Source organism: Microbacterium sp. SLBN-111, from assembly GCF_049739645.1.
Classification (GTDB): domain Bacteria; phylum Actinomycetota; class Actinomycetes; order Actinomycetales; family Microbacteriaceae; genus Microbacterium.
On sequence record NZ_JBMGQH010000001.1, the window covers coordinates 1,040,677 to 1,059,597 of the forward strand.

The 18,921-nt window shown below is 72.4% G+C and carries 19 protein-coding genes; 10 read left to right on the forward strand and 9 right to left on the reverse strand.

Features of this window, described 5'->3' with window-relative positions; translation table 11 throughout:
- The first annotated feature begins 77 nt into the window (after positions 1-77).
- The 3 genes from RKD05_RS04930 to RKD05_RS04940 all read left to right on the forward strand — a co-directional run bounded on the left by RKD05_RS04930 (position 78) and on the right by RKD05_RS04940 (position 3,602).
- Positions 78-1,409 (forward strand): FAD-binding oxidoreductase, encoded by a 1,332-nt coding sequence (locus tag RKD05_RS04930; RefSeq protein WP_424708407.1) that lies wholly within the window; start codon positions 78-80, stop codon positions 1,407-1,409.
- Positions 1,406-2,185: a creatininase family protein gene (locus RKD05_RS04935; RefSeq protein WP_424708408.1), complete on the forward strand. Its 780-nt coding sequence runs from the start codon at positions 1,406-1,408 to the stop codon at positions 2,183-2,185. The genes RKD05_RS04930 and RKD05_RS04935 overlap by 4 nt, the downstream gene beginning before the upstream one ends.
- Before the next feature lie 208 nt (positions 2,186-2,393).
- Positions 2,394-3,602: an MFS transporter gene (locus tag RKD05_RS04940; RefSeq protein ID WP_424708409.1), complete on the forward strand. Its 1,209-nt coding sequence runs from the start codon at positions 2,394-2,396 to the stop codon at positions 3,600-3,602.
- Between the two features lie 133 nt (positions 3,603-3,735).
- Here the strand turns inward: RKD05_RS04940 and RKD05_RS04945 are convergent, their stop codons facing one another.
- Complete coding sequence (locus RKD05_RS04945; RefSeq protein ID WP_424708410.1) at positions 3,736-4,524, reverse strand: alpha/beta fold hydrolase; 789 nt, start codon at positions 4,522-4,524, stop codon at positions 3,736-3,738.
- A 243-nt stretch (positions 4,525-4,767) separates the two neighbouring features.
- Between RKD05_RS04945 and RKD05_RS04950 the strand changes: the two genes are divergently transcribed.
- Positions 4,768-5,313, forward strand: a complete 546-nt coding sequence (locus tag RKD05_RS04950; protein WP_424708411.1) for a LysM peptidoglycan-binding domain-containing protein — start codon at positions 4,768-4,770, stop codon at positions 5,311-5,313.
- An 8-nt stretch (positions 5,314-5,321) separates the two neighbouring features.
- Here RKD05_RS04950 and RKD05_RS04955 read toward each other — a convergent pair whose 3' ends face one another.
- Both RKD05_RS04955 and RKD05_RS04960 read right to left on the reverse strand, forming a co-directional pair.
- The gene (locus RKD05_RS04955) at positions 5,322-6,293 is read right to left on the reverse strand and encodes an amidohydrolase family protein (RefSeq protein WP_424708413.1); all 972 of its coding nucleotides are present in this window, start codon (positions 6,291-6,293) and stop codon (positions 5,322-5,324) included.
- Between the two features lie 668 nt (positions 6,294-6,961).
- Positions 6,962-7,654, reverse strand: coding sequence for an alpha/beta hydrolase (locus RKD05_RS04960; RefSeq protein ID WP_424708414.1), 693 nt, complete (start codon positions 7,652-7,654; stop codon positions 6,962-6,964).
- A 496-nt stretch (positions 7,655-8,150) separates the two neighbouring features.
- Here RKD05_RS04960 and RKD05_RS04965 point away from each other — a divergent pair, with 496 nt between their 5' ends.
- Together RKD05_RS04965 and RKD05_RS04970 are read left to right on the forward strand one after the other, a co-directional pair.
- Positions 8,151-8,648 (forward strand): pyridoxamine 5'-phosphate oxidase family protein, encoded by a 498-nt coding sequence (locus RKD05_RS04965; RefSeq protein ID WP_424708416.1) that lies wholly within the window; start codon positions 8,151-8,153, stop codon positions 8,646-8,648.
- Positions 8,649-8,913: 265 nt separating this feature from the next.
- Positions 8,914-9,618 (forward strand): SDR family NAD(P)-dependent oxidoreductase, encoded by a 705-nt coding sequence (locus tag RKD05_RS04970; RefSeq protein WP_424708417.1) that lies wholly within the window; start codon positions 8,914-8,916, stop codon positions 9,616-9,618.
- Positions 9,619-9,693: 75 nt separating this feature from the next.
- Here the strand turns inward: RKD05_RS04970 and RKD05_RS04975 are convergent, their stop codons facing one another.
- Complete coding sequence (locus RKD05_RS04975) at positions 9,694-10,158, reverse strand: MarR family winged helix-turn-helix transcriptional regulator (RefSeq protein WP_424708418.1); 465 nt, start codon at positions 10,156-10,158, stop codon at positions 9,694-9,696.
- Between the two features lie 7 nt (positions 10,159-10,165).
- The gene (locus tag RKD05_RS04980; RefSeq protein WP_424708419.1) at positions 10,166-10,600 is read right to left on the reverse strand and encodes an SRPBCC family protein; all 435 of its coding nucleotides are present in this window, start codon (positions 10,598-10,600) and stop codon (positions 10,166-10,168) included.
- A gap of 105 nt (positions 10,601-10,705) precedes the next feature.
- Between RKD05_RS04980 and RKD05_RS04985 the strand changes: the two genes are divergently transcribed.
- Positions 10,706-11,431 carry a GNAT family N-acetyltransferase gene (locus tag RKD05_RS04985; RefSeq protein WP_424711772.1) on the forward strand — a complete coding sequence of 242 codons (726 nt, stop codon included), beginning with the start codon at positions 10,706-10,708 and terminating at the stop codon, positions 11,429-11,431.
- Positions 11,432-11,670: 239 nt separating this feature from the next.
- On the opposite strand, the gene RKD05_RS04990 is transcribed toward RKD05_RS04985, so the two are convergent.
- The gene (locus RKD05_RS04990; RefSeq protein WP_424708421.1) at positions 11,671-12,693 is read right to left on the reverse strand and encodes a methylenetetrahydrofolate reductase C-terminal domain-containing protein; all 1,023 of its coding nucleotides are present in this window, start codon (positions 12,691-12,693) and stop codon (positions 11,671-11,673) included.
- A 140-nt stretch (positions 12,694-12,833) separates the two neighbouring features.
- Here RKD05_RS04990 and RKD05_RS04995 point away from each other — a divergent pair, with 140 nt between their 5' ends.
- Genes RKD05_RS04995 through RKD05_RS05005 form a run of 3 tightly spaced genes read left to right on the forward strand, consistent with a single transcriptional unit; the run spans position 12,834 to position 17,151 of the window.
- The gene (locus RKD05_RS04995) at positions 12,834-13,448 is read left to right on the forward strand and encodes a pyridoxine/pyridoxamine 5'-phosphate oxidase (RefSeq protein WP_424708423.1); all 615 of its coding nucleotides are present in this window, start codon (positions 12,834-12,836) and stop codon (positions 13,446-13,448) included.
- Positions 13,449-13,451: 3 nt separating this feature from the next.
- A complete protein-coding gene (locus tag RKD05_RS05000; protein ID WP_424708425.1) occupies positions 13,452-14,285 on the forward strand; it encodes an FAD binding domain-containing protein in 834 nt (277 codons plus the stop codon).
- 43 nt (positions 14,286-14,328) lie between these two features.
- Positions 14,329-17,151, forward strand: coding sequence for a molybdopterin-dependent oxidoreductase (locus RKD05_RS05005; RefSeq protein WP_424708427.1), 2,823 nt, complete (start codon positions 14,329-14,331; stop codon positions 17,149-17,151).
- A gap of 242 nt (positions 17,152-17,393) precedes the next feature.
- Here RKD05_RS05005 and RKD05_RS05010 read toward each other — a convergent pair whose 3' ends face one another.
- The 3 genes from RKD05_RS05010 to RKD05_RS05020 all read right to left on the reverse strand — a co-directional run bounded on the left by RKD05_RS05010 (position 17,394) and on the right by RKD05_RS05020 (position 18,894).
- Complete coding sequence (locus RKD05_RS05010; protein WP_424708428.1) at positions 17,394-18,248, reverse strand: PhzF family phenazine biosynthesis protein; 855 nt, start codon at positions 18,246-18,248, stop codon at positions 17,394-17,396.
- 63 nt (positions 18,249-18,311) lie between these two features.
- Positions 18,312-18,698 carry an antitoxin HicB gene (locus RKD05_RS05015; protein WP_424708430.1) on the reverse strand — a complete coding sequence of 129 codons (387 nt, stop codon included), beginning with the start codon at positions 18,696-18,698 and terminating at the stop codon, positions 18,312-18,314.
- A 10-nt stretch (positions 18,699-18,708) separates the two neighbouring features.
- Positions 18,709-18,894 carry a type II toxin-antitoxin system HicA family toxin gene (locus RKD05_RS05020; RefSeq protein ID WP_424708431.1) on the reverse strand — a complete coding sequence of 62 codons (186 nt, stop codon included), beginning with the start codon at positions 18,892-18,894 and terminating at the stop codon, positions 18,709-18,711.
- Between the last annotated feature and the right edge of the window lie 27 nt (positions 18,895-18,921).

Consider the following 18,921-nt stretch of genomic DNA (forward strand, 5'->3'; position numbering starts at 1 on the left):
CCCGCCCCCGTCCCACCCCGGCCGCACCGCGGCCCCGACACCTGGCATCCACCCACTCGCGTCACCCGGAGACACCCATGAGCGACACCGCCACCCGCGTCCTCTCCCTCGAGGACGACCTGCTCGACCTGCTCGGCCCCGCCGCCGTCAGCACCGAACCGCGCGTGCGCGAGCGCGCCAGCGTCGACGGGTCGCCGATGTCGCCGATCATCGCCGCCAAGCTCCCCCTCGGCCTCGCCGACCTCGTGGTGTTCCCGGCGGATGCCGAGCAGATCGCGATCGCGGTCGCCGCGGCCGCGCGGCACGGCGTGCCCGTCACCGTGCGCGGCAAGGGCACCGGCAACTACGGCCAGGCCATCCCGATGCAGGGCGGCCTCGTCATCGACACCACCCGCGCCAAGGCGATCATCGAGGTCGGCGACGGATTCATCACCGCCGAAGCCGGCACCCCCATGGTGCTGCTCGAGCAGGCGGCGTGGGCCGCCGGGCAGGCGCTGTGGATGTACCCCTCGACCGCGCAGTCCACCCTCGGCGGCTTCCTCTCCGGCGGCTCCGGCGGCACCGGCTCCATCGAGCACGGCTCGAACGACCGCGGCTTCGTCGCCGCGCTCGACGTCGTGCACGCCGACGGGAGCGCCGACATCATCCACGTCGAGGGCGACGAAGCCCAGAAGTACGTGCACAACTACGGCACGGCCGGCGTCATCGTGCGCGCCACCGTCCGGCTCGAGCCGCTGCGCGAGTGGCGCGGGCTGTGGGCGAGCTTCCCCGACTTCTCCGGCACCCTGTCGGTGCTGCAGACCATCGGCAACCTCGACCCGACTCCGCGCCTCGTGTCCGGCGACGGGCCCGAGATCTCGGCATCCCTCCCCGCCGACGACGCCATTCCGGAGGGCCGGTCGAGCCTGCGCGCGATCATCGACGCGTCGCTCATCGACACCGTCACCGCGATCGTCGAGGGCGCGGGCGGCCGTGTCGAGGCGGTGCGCGAGGGGCCGCAGGCCAGCATCCGCCTGTCGATGCTCAGCTACAACCACCCGATCGAGTGGTACCAGAAGAGCCAGCCGCACGAGGTGTTCCACCTCGAGGTCTCGGGGGCTCCGCTCGCCGAGGACGTCGACGCCGTCGAGGGCGTGTTCGCCGGCGCGAAGCTCCACATCGAGTCGACGAAGGCGTTCCCCATCGGCATGCTCGCCGCCCCCTACGTCAGCGAGGAGGACGTGTACCGCGGAATCGCCGACCTCAACGCGATCGGCGTGGGCGTGCACAACCCGCACCAGTGGAACGTCGACTTCAACGTCGAGCAGACCGCGGAACTCGCCAAGACCACCGACCCGAACGGGCTGCTGAACCCCGGCAAGCTCAACCCCGACTACTCGGGCGCACGCAAGGGAGCGATCATCTCATGAGCCGCCTGCTCGCCGAACTGAGCGGCCCCGCCGCCGCCGAAGCCCTCACCGACAAATCGATCATCGTGCTGCCCACCGGCGCCATCGAGCACCACGGTCCGCACCTTCCCCTGGCGACGGATGCCATCGTCGCCGAGGCCTCCGCCACGGCCGCCGTCGCGCGTGCCGCGGCACAGGGCATCGACGTGTGGCAGCTGCCGACGCTGTCGGTCACGAAGTCCGACGAGCACTCGTGGGCGCCGGGCACGCTGTGGCTCACCCCGGAGACGATGATGCAGACCATCGTCGACATCGGCCGCTCGCTCCTGACCACGCGCGCCCGCACGCTCGTGTTCCTCAACGGGCACGGCGGTAACGTCGCGCTGCTCAACGTCGCGAACCGCGAGCTGCGCCGCCGCTTCGGCCTGCGCACGTTCTTCATGCCCGCCGCGCGCGTGCCGTCCTTCAGCGGCACCGACGGCGGTCCCGACGAGCACGGCACGGGCATCCACGCCGGCCACGGCGAGACGAGCATGATCATGCACCTGCGGCCCGAGCTCGTGGATGCCTCGAAGTTCGAGGCCACGGTGCCCGCGCACATCGGCGACTTCCGGCACATCGGCTTCAACGGCAAGCCCGTGACCTTCGGCTGGCTCTCGAACGACTTCGGCCCCACCGGCGTGCTCGGCGATCCGACCGGAGCGAACGCCGCCCACGGCGCCGAACTGTTCGAGGACAGCGTGTCGTTCGTCGTCGAGGCGCTCGAGGAGATCAGCCGATTCGACTACACCGCGTGACGGTGTCCGAACCCCGCGGGACACAACGCAGGAAATCCGACCACCGATCGGCGGTGCGGCCCGTGATGACGGGCGGCGCCGCGGGGGACATCCCGGTTTTCCTTCGTTGTGTCCGCGGGCGAGACGGCGGCCGGAGATTCCGACCGCAGCAGGGGGCGTCCCCCACACCGCAGCGGGGCGCGTCCCCGACACCGCGGAAGGTCGCCGCGTGACCGCCGCGGCCGAAGCCACCGGCGTACGTGCCTACGCGCAGGTGCTGCGGCTGCCGGGGGCGCGGACGTTCGTGGCGGCCGGCATCCTGGCCCGATTCCCCCGCGCGACGCTGTCGCTCGGGATCATCCTGCTGGTGTCGGCAGCGACGAGCAGCTTCGGGTCGGCCGGGATCGTCGTGGCCCCGCTCGTCATCGGCATGGCGCTGGCCGCTCCGCTGTGGTCGTCGCGCATGGACCGGCACGGCCAGGCCCGCGTGATCCTGATCTCGCTCGGATGCCTCGTGCTCGCGGCATCCGCTCTCCTGGCGCTCGTGCTGGCGAGCGCGCCGTTCTGGACGTGGCTCGTCGCCGCGTTCGCGACCGGCGCCGCGACTCCCGACCTCACGTCGGCGGTGCGCGCGCGGTGGACGGTGCTCGCGCCGGAGTCGCAGCGGACCCACGCCCTGGCGCTGGAGACGATCGGCGACCAGATGGTGTTCATCTCGGGGCCGCCGGTCATCACGGCGGTCGCCGCCGCGATCAACCCCGCGGTCGCGATGCTCGGCTCGCTCACGCTCGGCGTGATCGGCGGCGTCTGGCTGGCGTCGCAGCGGGCGACGCAACCGACGGCGACCGGCGCGCGGGGCCGAGCCCGGTTCGTGTGGCCGCCCGCCGGGGTGGTTCCCGTGGCGCTCGCGTGCATCGCGCTGGGCGGCGTGTTCGGGGCGTTCGACGTGACGCTCGTGGGGTGGGCGGAGGTCGGTGGACGTCCGTGGCTCGCCGGCCCCGCGTTCAGTGCGCTGGCGCTCGCGATCGCGGTCGGCTCGGTCATCACCGGGGCGCGGGCGTGGAAGCTGTCGCCGATCGCCCGGTTCATCGGATTCGCCGCGGCGGCCGCGGTCGTCGCCCTCGCGCTCCCCCTCACGCAGGGGCTCACCCCGGTGCTGTTCCTCGCGATCCTGCTCCTGGGGCTGCTGATGGCACCCGTGATGATCTCGGGGATCCTCGTGGCATCCGCCCGCGCGCCCGAAGGGCGCGTGACGGAGACGCTGGCCTACCCGACCGCGGCGATGTCGCTCGGCGTCCCGATCGGCGGCGTGATCGCAGGGTCCGCCCTGGATGCCACGGGCCCCGCGACCGCGCTCATCACCCTCGCCGTGGCGCTGGCGTGCGCCGCCGCGATCGCCGTGGCGGGCGAGGGCGTGCTGCGGGTCGCGCGGCGCTGAGGCGCTGGCCGGCCGGGTTGGCGGGCCGTCGCTGGCGCGGCCCCGGAACGCCGAGACTGCACGGGGCTGACGTCTCGGTTGCAGGCTGCAGTGGAGTTGTCAGGCGCGTGCAGTCTCGCGGTCTGGGCCCCCGTCAGAGCACGGCCGCGAGGTGTCGCAGCACCGACACATGGCCGTCGTCGGGGTGCAGCTGCAGCGTCGCGTTCGGGAGCGCCTCGGCGAGTAGCCGCGCATGCCGCGGCGGGATCACGCGGTCGCGCTCGCCCTGGACCAGCAGAACGGATGCCATGACCTCGGCCGGCGCGAACCCCCACGGCCGCGCGAACGCGAGGTCGTCGTCGATGAGTCCGTCGTCACCGTAGGCTGCGGACGCCCCGACGTCGGCCCCGAGCGACGCCCACTCCCCCTCGAGCGCCGCGTAGTCGGCATCCACGAAGGAATCCGGATCGAACTCGTCGATCTGGGCGAACCGGCGGCGCGCCTCTTCACCCTCCGCCGCCGCGCGGAGCGCCTGCGGCGCCTGCATCCCGGCGAACCACTCGTCGCTCCCGTCGAACGGTGTCGGAGAAGCGAACGTCACGACGCGACGGACGAGCCCGGGCATCGCGGCCGCGCACGCGAGCGCGTGCGGTCCGCCGCCCGAAGCCCCGACGGAGACGATGGATGCCACGCCCAGCGCCTCCACGACCGAGCGCAGCCCCCGGGCGACGTCCGCAACGGTGCGGCCCGGGACGCGCGGCGAGTGCGCGTAGGCGGGCCGCGCGACCGACACGACGGCGAGTCCGCGGGCGTCGGCCGCCGCCTGCACGGGCGGGAGGATCGCTCCGGTCTGCGGCGATCCGTGGTGCCACAGCAGCACGTCGCGTCCGAAGAGATCGTCGTGGGACGTGTGGACGTCGAGGCCCGCGATGGTCGTGCGCATGCGCCCAGGCTCGCACGTCTCGCCCCGCGCGGGGCGGGTCCGCGGTCCGCGGTCCGCGGTCCCCGGTCCACGGTCCGCGTCCGCGAGACTGCACGTGGCTGACATCTCGGTTGCGGGCTGCAGTGGATTTGTCAGGGGGATGCAGTCTCGCGGATCCGGGGCGCGGGCCCACGCCGCGCGGGCGCGCGGTTCCGGGCGAGAGCGCGCGGTACCGGGCGAGGGGCGCGACGTACACTTCGTCGCATGGGGACAGTGCGCACGACCACGACGTTGGCGATCGGCATCCTGGTGGTGGGGCTCACCGGGTGCACACCGACCGCGGAACCGTCCGCGGAATCGACCCCGGCGGCGTCGGCGTCGGCATCCGCCGCGGATTCGGGGGCCGCCGCGCCTGCCGTCGCGACGCCCGCCGGCTGCGACCCGGCGACCTCCACGCATCCGATCGCCGATCCCGGCGATCCCGAGCAGCTCGGCGGCCGGAGCCTCGCCGTCCCCCACGATGGTGGTGTCACGGCGATGGCGTCCGGCGAGGCGATCCTCAACGGCGACGGTGTCCCAGTCGCCTATCGCGTCGCGTCCGGCGACGCGATCTTCACGATCGCCGCGCGGTTCTGCCTCACCGAGGACTGGCTGGACCTCATCAACCACGCGCGCCGCGACAATGCCGGTCTGTACCCCGGCGACACTCTCAACCTCGACGCGCACACGATCTTCAGCGTCGGAGATGAGAACGGCGTCGTGGCACACAACACCTTCACCGACGGATACAAGCTCCCGCCGCAGCGGTAAGCCGCCGTCTACAGGATCACGCCGAACTCGTCCGCGAGTGCGGGCAGCTCGGTGTGCAGCACGTGCGACGCCTCCGCGGCGAGCGGGTTGGTCGAGACGCCGTTCTCGTTCACGAGCTTGCCGCCGACGTACACCTGCTTCAGGTTGCGGAGCCCGCACGCCAGCACGTAGCTGCGTACCGGGTTCCACAGCGGACCGACGTCCGGAAGCCGCGGGTCGACGACCACGAAGTCGGCGAACTTCCCCACCTCGAGGCTGCCGACGCGGTCGTCGACCCCCATGATCTCGGCGCCGCCGAGGGTGTGCAGGCGCAGCACCCGCTCGGGCATCATCGACAGCGGGTCGTGCGTGCGGGCGCGCTGCATGAACATGCCCATGCGCATGTTCTGCCACGGGTCGGCGACGTCGGTGCACGCCTGGTCGTCGAGGCCCATGCCGACCTTCATGCCGAGGTCCAGCATCTCGGGCACGTGCGCGACACCCGACGCCAGACGCCCGTTCGATGCCGGCTGCCACGACATCGCGGCCCCGCCGGCAGCGGCATCCGCGATGATCTCCGGCGTCGTCTGGATGAAGTGGCCGAACATCATGCCCGGCCGCAGCGCACCGGCGTTCTTGTACAGCTGGAACTTGGTCTGCTGGTGCTCGATCGCCTCGTACGTCTCGAGGAAGTGCGCCTGGTTCGTGACGCCGAAGCGGTCCATGACGGCGACCTCGATCTCGGCGGCGTCGGGCCTCGTCGACCACTGCACCTGCCCCATGATCGAGGCGCCGAGCGCGATGTCCGGATCCATCGCCAGGACGTGATCGAGGGATGCCTCGAACCGGGCGAAGATCTCGTCGTCGGTGCCGACGGTCGCATCGAGGGCGATGGAGTCGACGAAGCGGAGCCCCGCGTCGAGGCATCCATCCGCCTGCCGGGTGTGCCAGGCGTGATCGCGCAGAATGCCACCGCCGTCGGCGCGCTTGCCGTCGACCATGGGCTCCCAGGGCAGGAGCGGGTCGGTGAAGTTTGTACGCCGTCGTCACACCGTTGGCGAGGAAGTCGAGGGAGCCGTGCAGCGTCGCCCAGTAGATCTGGTCGGGTGAGGCGTTGTTGAGCACGCTGAACATCGACGTGCACCAGCCGTAGAGCGTCTGGTCGACGCCGAGCCCGCGCGAGCCGCTCGTGAACAGGTGGCTGTGCGAGGAGACGAAACCCGGGGCGACGAACTTGCCGTCGACGTCGAGGATCTCGTCAGCCGTGAGCCCCGGATCGGGGTCGCCGGCGCCGATCGCGGCGATGCGTCCGTCCTCGACGAGCATGTATCCGCGCTCGATGTAGCCGGGGTCGTCGGTGCCCGCGGGAACCGTGATGAGCCGTGCGTTCGTGACCAGAAGCGACATGTTGATGACGGTAACAATCGCGTGTTTCCGCGGTGTTCCGAGTGTGCGGCGGGGTGTTTGCGGGGGGTTTCCGGCAGCCCGTGTCCCGAAATGTGCGACTTACGGCCGCTTCGGTCGCACAAAGTGGGACACGGCAGGTCGACGGCGGAAGCCACAGCGTCCGCAGTGCCGCCTCCCCCTTGCGTGTCCCAAAATGTGCGGCCCAGCGCCCCCTCGACTGCACAAAGTGGGACACGGCAGGTCGACGCCGGCAGCCGCAGCCTCAGGCGAACGCCGCGCGCACCGCCGGCGCCACCGCCGCCAACACCTCGTCGCGCGCGGGCATCGACGGGAACACCAGGAACAGGTGCGGCACGCCCTCCCGCCGCACGAACTCGACGGGGGTTCCGGATGCCGTCAACCGCTCGGCGTACTCCCCGGCTTCATCGGAGAGCGGGTCGACGCCCGCCGCGACGATCACGGCCGGAGCCGAACTGGCGAGCTCCGGCGCGCGCAACGGCGCCGCCTCGACGGGCACCGGGGTCGTGGCATCCCGGAGGTACAGCCCCCAGTACCACTGCATGCCCTTCGCGGTCAGGGGCAGGTTCTCGGTGTAGGCGCGGTAGCTCGGGCGGTCGGGGTCGGGCGCGTCGAGCACGGGGCACAGCAGAACCTGGACCCGGATGCCAGGAGCCCGGCCCTCGCGCGAGCGCAACGCCAGCGCGGCGGCGAGGTTCCCTCCGGCGCTGTGTCCCGCGACGCCGAGGAGCGTCGGGTCGACGAGTCCTCCGGCCCCGGCCGCGGCGAAGCGCAGGGCCCGGTCGAGGTCGTCGAGGCCGGCGGGGAACGGATGCTCGGGGGCGAGCCAGTAGTCGACGCTCAGCACCTGCGTGCCGGTGGCGGCGGCGAGCGCGCGGCACAGGGCATCGTTGTTGTCGAGGTCGCCCGCGACCCATCCGCCGCCGTGGGCGAACACCAGCGTTCCGCGGTACCCCGCGCGCGGACGGTACAGACGCAGCGCGAGGTCGCCGTCGGCGATGTCGATCGATTCGATGACGTCGTCGTCGGGCAGCCGTACCCACGACGGGTTCGCGCGGAGCTCGGCGATCCGCGCGGCGTCGTCGCCGTCGGCATCCGTCGCTCCGGAAGGGGATCGTGCCCGCTCGCGCCGCGAGCCGCGCGAGGTGCGCGCGCACGTCCGGGTCGGTGATCGCGGGATGGACGGTGTCGCTCACGGTGCTCCTCGGGGTGGGGTTCGGGCGGGGTCCGGGGCCGCGCGGGCGGGGCGGGGCCGCGCGGGGCGGAACCAGCCCGTTCAGTGTCCAAGACACGCGGATGCCACGCGACGACGTCCGCGTGTCTTGGACACTCAACACCTTGGGGCGCCGCAACCGCACGCGCCGCGGCCCGCCACCGCGCAAGCGTTACGGCGTGGAAACACCGCCGTCGCCCGGACGGCCGAACATGTCCGCATGACCTCTCCCGTGCAGCGCGCGGCCGCGATCCTGCACACCCAGCGCTACGTCGTGATCGGCACGGCCGACGCCGACGGACCCTGGACCGCGGCCGCGCAGTATCGGCTCCTCCCGCGCGGTCTGTACGTGGAGTCCGACGTCGCGTCGCGGCACGCGCGCGCGATCGCGGCGTCGGGCGTGGCATCCGGTGTCGTGTTCGACTCGACGGCCGCGCCCGCCGACGCGGACGGAGTGCAGCTGGCGTTCGCGGCGCGGGAAGTGGATGCCGAGGCCTCGGCGATCCGAGACATCCTGGGCGCTCGGCTCCCCCGCGATGCGGGCGACGACGATCCGGCCGCCGTCCTGGCCGTGCCGACGAAGCGGTTGTACGTCCTCGAGGCGGTGCAGGCGTTCGTGTTCGACCGGGACGCGTGGCGCTCCCGCGGCACGGACGCCCGGCTCGAGGTCGACGTCGCCGAGGTGTGGGCGCTGCTCACGGCCCCGCCCCATCGATAAACGCTGATCCCGGGAGGAAACGCCGCGGGACCCCGTTTCTGCACGTGAATCGCGTTTATCGCCGAAAGCCGGGCGCGGCCAGGGCCGGGCACCGGGCGCGGCGCCGGACGCCGGAAGCCGGACGCCGGCCGAGGCCGAAGCGGGGCCGAAGCCGCACCCCGCACACCGAGCGTTACGCCGTCGAAACACCCGCGTCGCGTCACCGTTCGCGCCCGGGCGTACGGTGACGCCGACGGGCGCCCCCGACGCCCGAGTGAGGAGTGCCATGTCCCAGCGCGTCATCGTGACCGGAGGTTCGGGCGGCATCGGCGCCGCGATCGTGGAGCGCTTCGCGGCCGACGGCGCTGCGGTCGCGGTGCTCGACCGGCGCGCGCCCGCGGGGGAATCGGCATCCTTCTTCCCGGTCGATCTGCTCGACCCGCTCGACACGCGCCGCGCGGTGGGGGAGGCGATCGCGGCCCTCGGCGGCATCGACGTGCTCGTGAACTGCGCCGGGATCTTCCAGCACGCGTCGCTCCTCGACATCACCGTCGACGACTGGGACCGCGTCCTCGACATCAACGCCCGCGCGACACTCGTCACGATGCAGGCCGTCGCCCCCGTGATGCTCGAGGCGCGCCAGGGCTCGATCGTCAACATCGCGAGCATGGCCGCGAAGCACGGCGGCGGCGGCGAGGGACACTACGCCGCGTCGAAGGCCGCGGTCGTGGCGCTCACGCGCGCCGGCGCGCAGGAATGGGGATGCCACGGCATCACCGTCAACGCGGTGTGCCCGGGCTACGTGCTCACCGACATGGGCGCCGACACCCGGTCCGAGGCCGACATCGCGGCGTGGAGCGCGAAGTCGCCGCTGGGGCGCCTCGGCATCCCGGAGGACGTCGCCGGCGTCACCCACTTCCTCGCCTCCCCCGCGGGCGGCTACCTGACCGGCCAGGCGATCAACGTCACCGGCGGCATGATCATGCACTGAGCCCGGGCCAAACTCGTGAGAAACGGACACCCTCGTGCCGCACCCGCGGAGAAAGGGCCTCGATCCGAGGATTTCTCAGGAGTTCGGCTCGCGGGAGCGGTCGAGCACCGCGGACAAGTGGCCGACGAGCGTGCCGGATGCCGCGGCCCCGGGGCCGAAGAACGTGTCATCGACGTCCTCCACGGCGTGATTGGCCGTGCGGGCGAGGGCGCGCCCCTCGGCCGTGGCCCGAACGCGGACGGCGCGGCGGTCGATGGCATCCGGGGTCCGCTCGACGAGTCCCCGGGCGGCGAGGGCGCGGAGCACCTGCGACACCATCATCGGATCCGCCCCCGCGCGGCGGCTGACCTCCGCCTGCGTCAGTCCCGCCTCGACGTCTCCGTAGGTGAGCACGGCGAGCAGGACGAACTGCACGTGCGTCACGTCGAACGGCGCGAGCGCCCGGCGGACCGCGGCCTGCCAGCGGTTCGTGACCTGCCAGAGCAGGAACCCGGGGCTCTCGTCGGCCGAGGCGAAGCGGGTGTCGAGGGGCGTGGTCATTCCTCGATCATCGCGCGGACGACGCCGACATCTCCACGAGGGCGACGAGCCGATCGAGGTCCTCGATCGCCGAGCGCTCGAATCCGGAGAACGCCGTGCGCGCCCACAGCCACGCCAACGGCCCGTCGAGCGTGACCTCGACCGTCAGCGCCGAACCCTCGGCAACCGGCGCCGCGGTGTGGCGGAAGGTCAGCCGCGCGCCGGGGACTCGCGACACGTCGGTGTAGACGCGGTCGGTCTCGAGCTCCGAGATGGTGAACGGCGTCCGGGGTCCGCCCTTCGGCTTCAGGATGCCGCGTGCCCCGAGCCGCACCGGGCCGTCGACGCGGACCCACTCGGTGTCGGGCGACCATTCGCTCCACGTGGCGTGGTCGATCCAGCGGGCGAAGAAAGCGGTGGGCGGTGCGGCGGCGACGCGTTGCACGGTGGCGAGAGTGATCATGTTTTTAGTATGCGCGCATATTAGTTTGCCGCGCAAGCGGCTGGTTCGGGAATGACCCGGCACCACCGACGTTGCACCCGCAGTACCCCACCCGGAATGGATGCCATGACCTCGGCCGACCTCGCCCCCACCGCCTCGACCGCCGACGACCCCGCCGCGGTCCTCGACAACGCCGCGTGGCACTCGCTCGCGGGACCGCACGCGCACTTCGCGATCGGCGGCGACCTGGTGCGGCGGTATCCCGAGGACGTGGCCCCGTTCGTGGCGGTGCGCACGTGGGACGAGCCCGAAGTCTGGGATGCGCTGCGCGACCTCGTCGGCCCGGGCGCCGAGGTCGGGCTGTCGGGCTACGAGGGCGAGATCCCGGACGGGTGGGAGTTCCTCGGCGGGGGCGAGGGCGTCCAGCTCGTCGAGACCGCCGCGCTCCAGCCGCGCCCGTTCGAGGAAGCGATCGAACTCGACGCAGGCGACGCGGCCGAGATGATGGCGATCGTAGAGCGGAACCAGCCCGGCCCCTTCCGACCCCGGACGCACGAGCTGGGTCGGTACATCGGCATCCGTCGCGGAGGACGCCTGGTCGCGATGGCCGGCGAACGCCTGCACCCGACAGGCTGGACCGAGATCAGCGCCGTCGCCGTCGACGAGGATCACCGCCGCCAGGGACTCGCGTCGCGCCTGGTGCTCGACGTTGCGTTCCACATCCAGCAACGCGGAGACCGCGCCATGATGCACGCCGCCGCGACCAACGTCGGAGCCATCGCGGCGTACGAGCGGCTCGGTTTCGCGCATCGCCGGGTGAACCGCTTCGCCGCGATCCGCACTCCGGCCTGACGAGGCGCACAACTCCTGCAGATCCCCCACCCCCGCGGCATCCACCCACCCCGCCCGTACACAACGCAGGACATCTGCACCCCGGATGCCACCACCCCGCGCCGCACGCCCGCCCGGCCGCAGTTTTCCTTCGTTGTGTCTCCGCCCCGGGCCGCAGTTTTCCTTCGTTGTGTCCCCGGCCGCACCGCACCCACGGCCGCACCCCCACCCCGGGCCGCTATCGCGCGGCCCCGCCCGCGTCAGCGCAGCCGCCGGGCGATCTCCGCCTGGGCCTCGGCGAAGGACTCCTCGCCGCCGTCGCGGCCGCCCGACAGATTCACGCCCACCACGCCCGGCAGGGCCAGCAGCTCCTCGGCGAGTGCGACGGCGAGCGCGATGCCCTCGGCGCGCGGGTCGCGGGCGGATCGCACCCGTGACAGGAACCCGTCCGGCAGCACGAGCGTCGTGAACGACTCGAGCACGTCGGCCGAGGCGTGGTCCACGACCACCGGCACGCACGGGATGAACCGCACCGGGGCGGCCACCTCGTCGATGAACCTCCGCACCGGTTCCGCTCCCCCGGCGTGGTTCACGAAGCAGACGTCGGCGCCGGCGCGCAGCTTCTCGCGCAGCCGCGCGGCCCGGCGCTCCACCGGCGGGGCTGCGGGCGACGCTGCGACCGACACGACGTGCCCCGCGGCCCGGGCGAGGGCGGCGGCCTCGGTCGAGTCGAGGTCGAACACGGGTGCGGCATCGGGCCGGTGCCCCGTGCGGGTGTGGTCGCCGGTCACGCAGTGCACGCCGACCACCCCCTCGACGGCCAGGGCCGCCAGCTCCCCCTCGATCGCCACGCGGTTGCGGTCGCGCATGTTGAGCCCGGTCCACACCCGCAGCCCCGCGCGCTGCAGCAGGTGCGCCCGGTACGCCGGAGGGAACTGGACCCGGGCCGTTCCCGCGTCGCCGGCGAGGACGGCATCCACTTCTCCGGCCAGGACCGCGGCGCAGGAGTCGATGGATGCCACGCTCAACGCACGCGCGGGGAGGTCGGCCACGACCCACGGGCGCGTGCCGAACGAAGCCAGGGTCTCCGCGGCGGCGGCCGTGCGGGGGCCGGGAGCTGGTGCCGAAACGCGGTCGACGCCCGTCCACGGCACCGTCCCGCGCGGGAGGAACGCGCACGCGTGCTCGGTGTCGATCTCGCACGATCCGTCGAAGCCGACGCCGCCGCACGGGCCGTACTCCATGCGCTTCGGGCAGGCGTCGAGCAGGGGCAGCAGGGTCACGGGGCGCCTCCGATCCGGGGCCCGCGGCCCCGTTCGGGACTGTACCGACCGCGTGTTTCCGCGAATGTTCATGGCGGCAACATCGCCGAAACGCACGGTCCCTACGCTCGGCGGTGACACTGCACAAACCGGAGGTGGGCATGATCACCGCAGGTACCACGTTCGGCTCCGACATCGACGGGACCGACACCCTCGTCGCCGATCCCGTCGCGCTGATGATCCAGTGGCTCCCCGAGCACGACAGCGAGCTGCGTCCGCTCGCGGCCCTGTCCACGATCGGTCGCGACGGACTCCCGTCGCTGCGTCACGTCCTGGTGAGCGACCGGGATGCCACGGGCCTGTACTTCCACACCGACGCCGCCAGTGCGAAGGTCACTGAGATCGCGGCCAACCCGGTCGCGGCGATGGCGGTCGCGTGGCCCGAGGTGGGCCGGCAGCTCGTCGTCCGCGGGATCGTCGAGCGGGTGAGCGCCCGCGAGGCCGCCGCCGTCTACGCGCAGCGGTCGCGCTACCTGCAACTCCTCGCCTGGATGAACACACTCGACAACGCGCAGCTCCCGGCCGAGGAGCGCCGGCGCGTGTGGGCGGAGTTCGACGCCACGCACCCGGTCCTCGATCCCCCGCAGCGGTGGGTCGGCTTCCGGCTGCGCCCGCTCACCCTCACGTTCTGGCGCGGCGACCCCGCCGGGCAGAGCACGCGGCAGCACTACCGACTCGACGATGGGGCATGGTCGGGCGAGATCCTGGCGGGCTGACGCGTGGACATCACCTCCGTCACCTCATACCGCGCCGCACACACCCGGGCGGATCTCGCGCTCGCTCCGGGCGAAGTCGTCATGGCCGGCGGCACGTGGCTCATGAGCGAGCCGCAGCTCGAGACGACGGGTTTCGTCGACCTCACCACCCTCGGCTGGCCCGACCTGGAGGTCACCGACACCGGCCTCCGCATCGGCGCGACCTGCACGATCGCGCGACTGCTCGCGTGGGCCGAACGCGAAGCGCCGGCCAAATGGACGTCGCTCGCGCTCGCCCGCCCCGCCGCCGACGCGCTGCTGGCGTCGTTCAAGATCTGGAACACCGCCACCGTCGGCGGCAACGTCTGCCGCGCCTTCGCGGCCGGCGCCATGATCGCCTTCCTCTCGACCCTGGATGCCACGGCCCTGGTGTGGACGCCCGACGGCGGCGAGCGCCGGATCGCCGTCGCCGAGCTCGTCATCGACAACGCCGCGACCTCGCTGGCGCCCGGCGAGGTGCTCCGCGCGCTCGACATTCCGCGGACGGCGCTCACGTCGCGCGTGGCGCTGCAGAAGATCGCGCTGGCCGAACTCGGGCGCTCCGGCGCGGTGGTCACGGCCCGCGTCGACCCCGACGGATCGTGCGTGTTCGTCGTCACGGCGGCGGTGCGTCGGCCACGCGTGCTGCGGTTCGTGCGGATCCCGGGGGCCGGAGAGCTGCGGGATGCCGTGGCATCCGCGACCGATTTCTACACCGACCCGCTCGGGAGCGCCGACTGGCGGCGCGGGGTGAGCGTCGTGCTCGCCGAGCGGCTGCGCGCGGGCTTCGCCCGCGACGCGCACGAGGGTGCCGCGTGAGCACGCGAAGCCGAGTCGGCATGGTCCAGCAGGAGGACACCGAGTGAAGTTCCAGGTCAACGGGTCCGCCGTCGAGGCTGACCCGCGGCCCGGTCAGTGCGCGCGCACGCTGCTGCGCGAGACCGGGCATGTCGAGGTGAAGAAGGGTTGCGACGCGGGTGACTGCGGCGCGTGCTCGGTCCTGCTCGACGGCGAACCGACGCACTCGTGCATCATCCCCGCGGTGCGCCTCGAGGGGCGCTCGATCACGACAGCCGCCGGGCTCGCTCCGGGCGACGAACTCCACCCGGTGCAGGAGGCCCTGGCATCCGGATTCGGGTTCCAGTGCGGTTTCTGCACCCCGGGCATGAGCGTCACGGCATCCACGCTCTGCGCGCACGACCTCGACGACCTCGACCGCCGCATGAAGGGCAACCTGTGCCGCTGCACGGGATATCGCCCGATCCGCGAGGCGATCCGCGAGTCCGTGCTGGGTCCCGTGCGCGAGACGGGCACACCCGCCGCGACCCTCGCCGCTGACTTCGGCCAAACGCCCGCCGAAACCCAGCCCGCGCGTACACATGGCCCAAGTCAGCAGGGCGTGGCCGGGCGCGTCGGCACCTCGGTCGCCCCTGAAGCCGCCCGCCGCATCGTGCAGGGCAAGGAGCCCTTCACCTTCGACGAGCCCGTCCCGGGCGGCCCGCCGCTCGTCCTGCGCGTCGTCACCTCACCCCACGCGCACGCGCGGATCACCTCGATCGACACGACCGCCGCGCTGGCGCTGCCCGGCGTCGTCGCTGTCTTCACCCACCTCGACGTGCCGGACACCCGCTACTCCACCGGCCGTCACGAACACCGCACCGACGACCCCGACGACACACGGATGCTCGACGACGTCGTGCGGCACGTCGGCCAGCGCGTGGCGGCCGTGGTCGCGGAGACGGCGGAGGCGGCGGATGCCGGCTGCCGCGCGGTCCGCGTCGAGTACGAGGTGCTGCCCGCCGTCTTCGACCCGGAGGAGGCGCGACGGCCGGGGTCTCCGCTGCTGCACCCCGACCGCACGCCCGACGAGCGGGTTATGGATGCCGGGCGCAACGTCGTCGCCGGCTTCCACACCGGCCACGGCGGCGACATCGACGCGGCCCTCGCCGCGAGCCCCGTCACCGTCACCGGCGAATGGCGCTCGTCGCGCGTCACGCACGCCGCGATGGAGACGCACGGTGCCGTCGGGTGGCTCGACGACGACGGGCGTCTCGTCATCCGCTCGTCCACGCAGGTGCCGTTCCTCGCGCGCAACGAGCTCGCGCACATTCTCGGCCTCGAGCGCGACCGCATCCGCGTCTTCGCGAACCGCGTCGGCGGCGGCTTCGGTGGCAAGCAGGAGCTGTTCACGGAAGACCTCACGGCCCTCGCCGTGCTGAAGCTCGGCCGTCCGGTGGCGTACGAGTACTCCCGCACCGACCAGTTCGTGCGGGCCTCGCTCCGGCATCCGATGCGCGTGCGCACCACGCTCGGAGCGGATGCCGATGGGCGTCTGACGGCGATGAAGCTCGACGTCCTCAGCGACACCGGCGCGTACGGCAACCACGCGATCGGCGTGCTGTTCCACTCCTGCGCCGAGTCGACGACGCTGTATCGCGTGCCGACGAAGTGGATCGACGCGGAGGCGGTCTACACGAACAACCCGCCGTCGGGCGCGTTCCGCGGCTACGGGCTCGGGCAGGTCGTGTTCGCGGTCGAGTCGGCGATGGACGCCCTCGCCGAGGAGCTGGGGATCGACCCGTTCGACCTCCGCCGCATCAACGCGGTGAAGGAGGGCGACCCGCTCCACCCCGACGAGGACGAGAAGTACGAGGAAGACCTGATCTGGGGCAGTTACGGCCTCGACCAGTGCCTCGATCTCGCGCAGGACGCCCTGCGGCGCGGCAACGGCGTCGAGGCTCCCGAGGGGTGGGCGGTCGGCGAGGGCATGGCCGCCGCGATGATCGCCACGATGGCGCCGCGCGGGCACATCGCCCACACGACGGCGACCCTGCGCCGCGACGGCACGTTCCTGCTGCGGGTCGGGACCGCCGAGTTCGGCAACGGCACGTCCACGGTGCACCGGCAGATCGCCGCGACCGTCCTCGACGTGCCGCACGACCGCCTGGAACTCTGGGCCGCCGACACCGACGCCGTCCGCCACGACACCGGCGCCTTCGCCTCCGCCGGAACCACCGTGGCGGGCAAGGCGTTGCACGTCGCGTGCTCGGTGCTGCGGCGGCGCATGATCGACATCGCCGTGGAGCTCGCCGGAGGGGATGCCGACTCCGCCGAGGTCGTGGCATCCGGGATCCTGGCCGGTGACGAGCTGGTCCCGTGGGACCGGATCGTGGATGCCGCCCCCGCGACGATGCGCGACGAACACGGACTCACGGCCGACGGCGCGGAGTTCGGCGACTTCCGCTCGCTCGCGTTCAACGTGCACGCCGTGCGGGTGGCCGTCGACCCCGAGACGGGGACGGTGAGAGTGCTGCAGTCGATCCAGACCGCCGACGCCGGCGTCGTGATCAACCCCGAACAGTGCCGCGGGCAGATCGAGGGCGGGGCCGCGCAGGCGCTCGGCGGCGCTCTGTACGAAGAGGTGCTGCTCGAGGACGGCGTGGTGCAGAACGCCGTGTTCCGCACGTATCGCGTGCCGCAGTTCGCCGACGTGCCCGACACCGAGGTGTACTTCGCCGAGACCGACGACACCCTCGGACCGTTCGGCGCGAAGTCGATGAGCGAATCGCCGTACAACCCGGTGGGCGCGGCGATCGGCAACGCCGTCTCACGCGCGCTCGGCCGCCGCGGCTACGAGCTGCCCTTCTCCCGCGACCGCGTGTGGAGGCTTGCGGGCGGGGAGTGAGGCGGGTGCTATTACCCCCCCCCCCCCCCCCCCCCCCCCCCCCCCCCCGCGTCCCACTTATGGCGGCGCATGTCCCACTTAGTGCTCCCTCAAGCGGCTGCAGCCAGCAATAACTGGGACATGCACCCGGGCACCAACGCGGCACCAGAACCCTCGTCCCACTTATGACGGAGCATGTCCCACTCATGGCCGCCTGCGAGCGCCGCAGACAGCAATAACTGGGACACGCTCCCCGCGGAGACTCAGCCCTCGAGCGGCGCGGCCGTCCCGGACACCTGGATGCCACCGACCGGCGGCGCGTCCACCTCGAGGATGCTCGGCCGACCGATGTGCCGCCCCTGGTGGACGGTGACGTGGAACGGCGTCGGAATTCCGACACGGTCGCGGAGGTACGCGCCGAGCGCGGCGGCCGCCGAACCCGTGGCCGGGTCCTCGGTGATGTCGCCCACGGGGAAGAGGTTGCGCGCCTCGACCACAGCACCGTCCGCGACGTCCCCCGCCACATGCACGACCGTGACGGTCCCCGTCCACCCGCGCTCATCCATCAGCACCCGCAGCTCGGCCGGGTCGTATCCGAATCCATCGAACCGCTCGATCGTGCGGACGGCGACCACCGGATGCCAATTCCCCGCGAAGGCCTCGGCGAGCGGCATCCGCGGGTCGAGGTCGTCGGCGTCGAGTCCGAGCAGAGCGAGCAGCGGTGCGGGGTCGGCGAAGTCGCGGACCGTCGGCTCGACGCTCGTGAATCCGGCAGCGATCCGGCCGCCCTCGGCGCTCGCAACCACGGCGACGTCGCCCGCGGTGGTCTCGAACACGAAATCGCCCGGCCCCGACTCCTCGGCGAGGGCGACCGCCGTCGCGATCGTCGCGTGGCCGCAGAACGGCACCTCGGCCTCGGGCGAGAAGTAGCGCACCCGCAACCGCTCCCCGTCGCGAGCCGTGACGTACGCCGTCTCGGGATACCCCAGGTCAGCCGCGATCCGCAGCATGTCGGACTCGTCGAGGGCCGTGGCATCCAGGACCACTCCGGCGGGGTTGCCGCCGCCCGGTTCCGCGGCGAAGGCGAGCAGGTGCAGGATGCCAGGCGCTTCGGTCATGCCTCGATTCTCCCGGCCGAGGGGCGGGGCGTCGCGGGCCAGTTGCCTTCCGGTGGCCCGGGACTACGACGCCTTCGCTTTCTCGATCTGGTACACCCGCTGCTTGCTGATGCCGAGGACGCGTCCGACGTCGGGAGCGGTGTAGCGGGTGCGGAGAGTCGTGACGACGGCGCGACGACGTTCGGCCGCGCGCGCCTGCGCGCGTCGCGCCTCGGCCTCATCGCGTTCGGCCGCTACCCACTCCGCAAGGAGCTGCTCCGCGCCGCTCACGTGGAGGTTCACAGCGACCTCGGCAGGGTCACGATCCAGCCACACGGCGGCGACGCCCTGCGCCTCGCGATCGACCTCCTCGAGAGATCGAGCTTGGCCGCCCGTGCCGAGCTGAGGGATGTCGAACACCCACCACCGGCCTTCGCGCTCGACGGTCACGTCGAAGGTCTGAACACTCATGTGCTTCCTCTCACTTCCAGGTCGGCGGAAGGGTCGCCCCGGCCCTCTCGATCTGTCGTAGCACGCCTACGGACACCTCGCGATGGCCGACGGGGATGGACGCCTTCTGCGACCCGTCGGGAAGGCCCCACAGCTCGTGGCTCCCTTGGCCGCCCCGCAGGCACACCCATCCGAGGCTCTTCAGGTGTTTCACCACCGTCCGTGTCCTCTGCGCCTTCTTTTC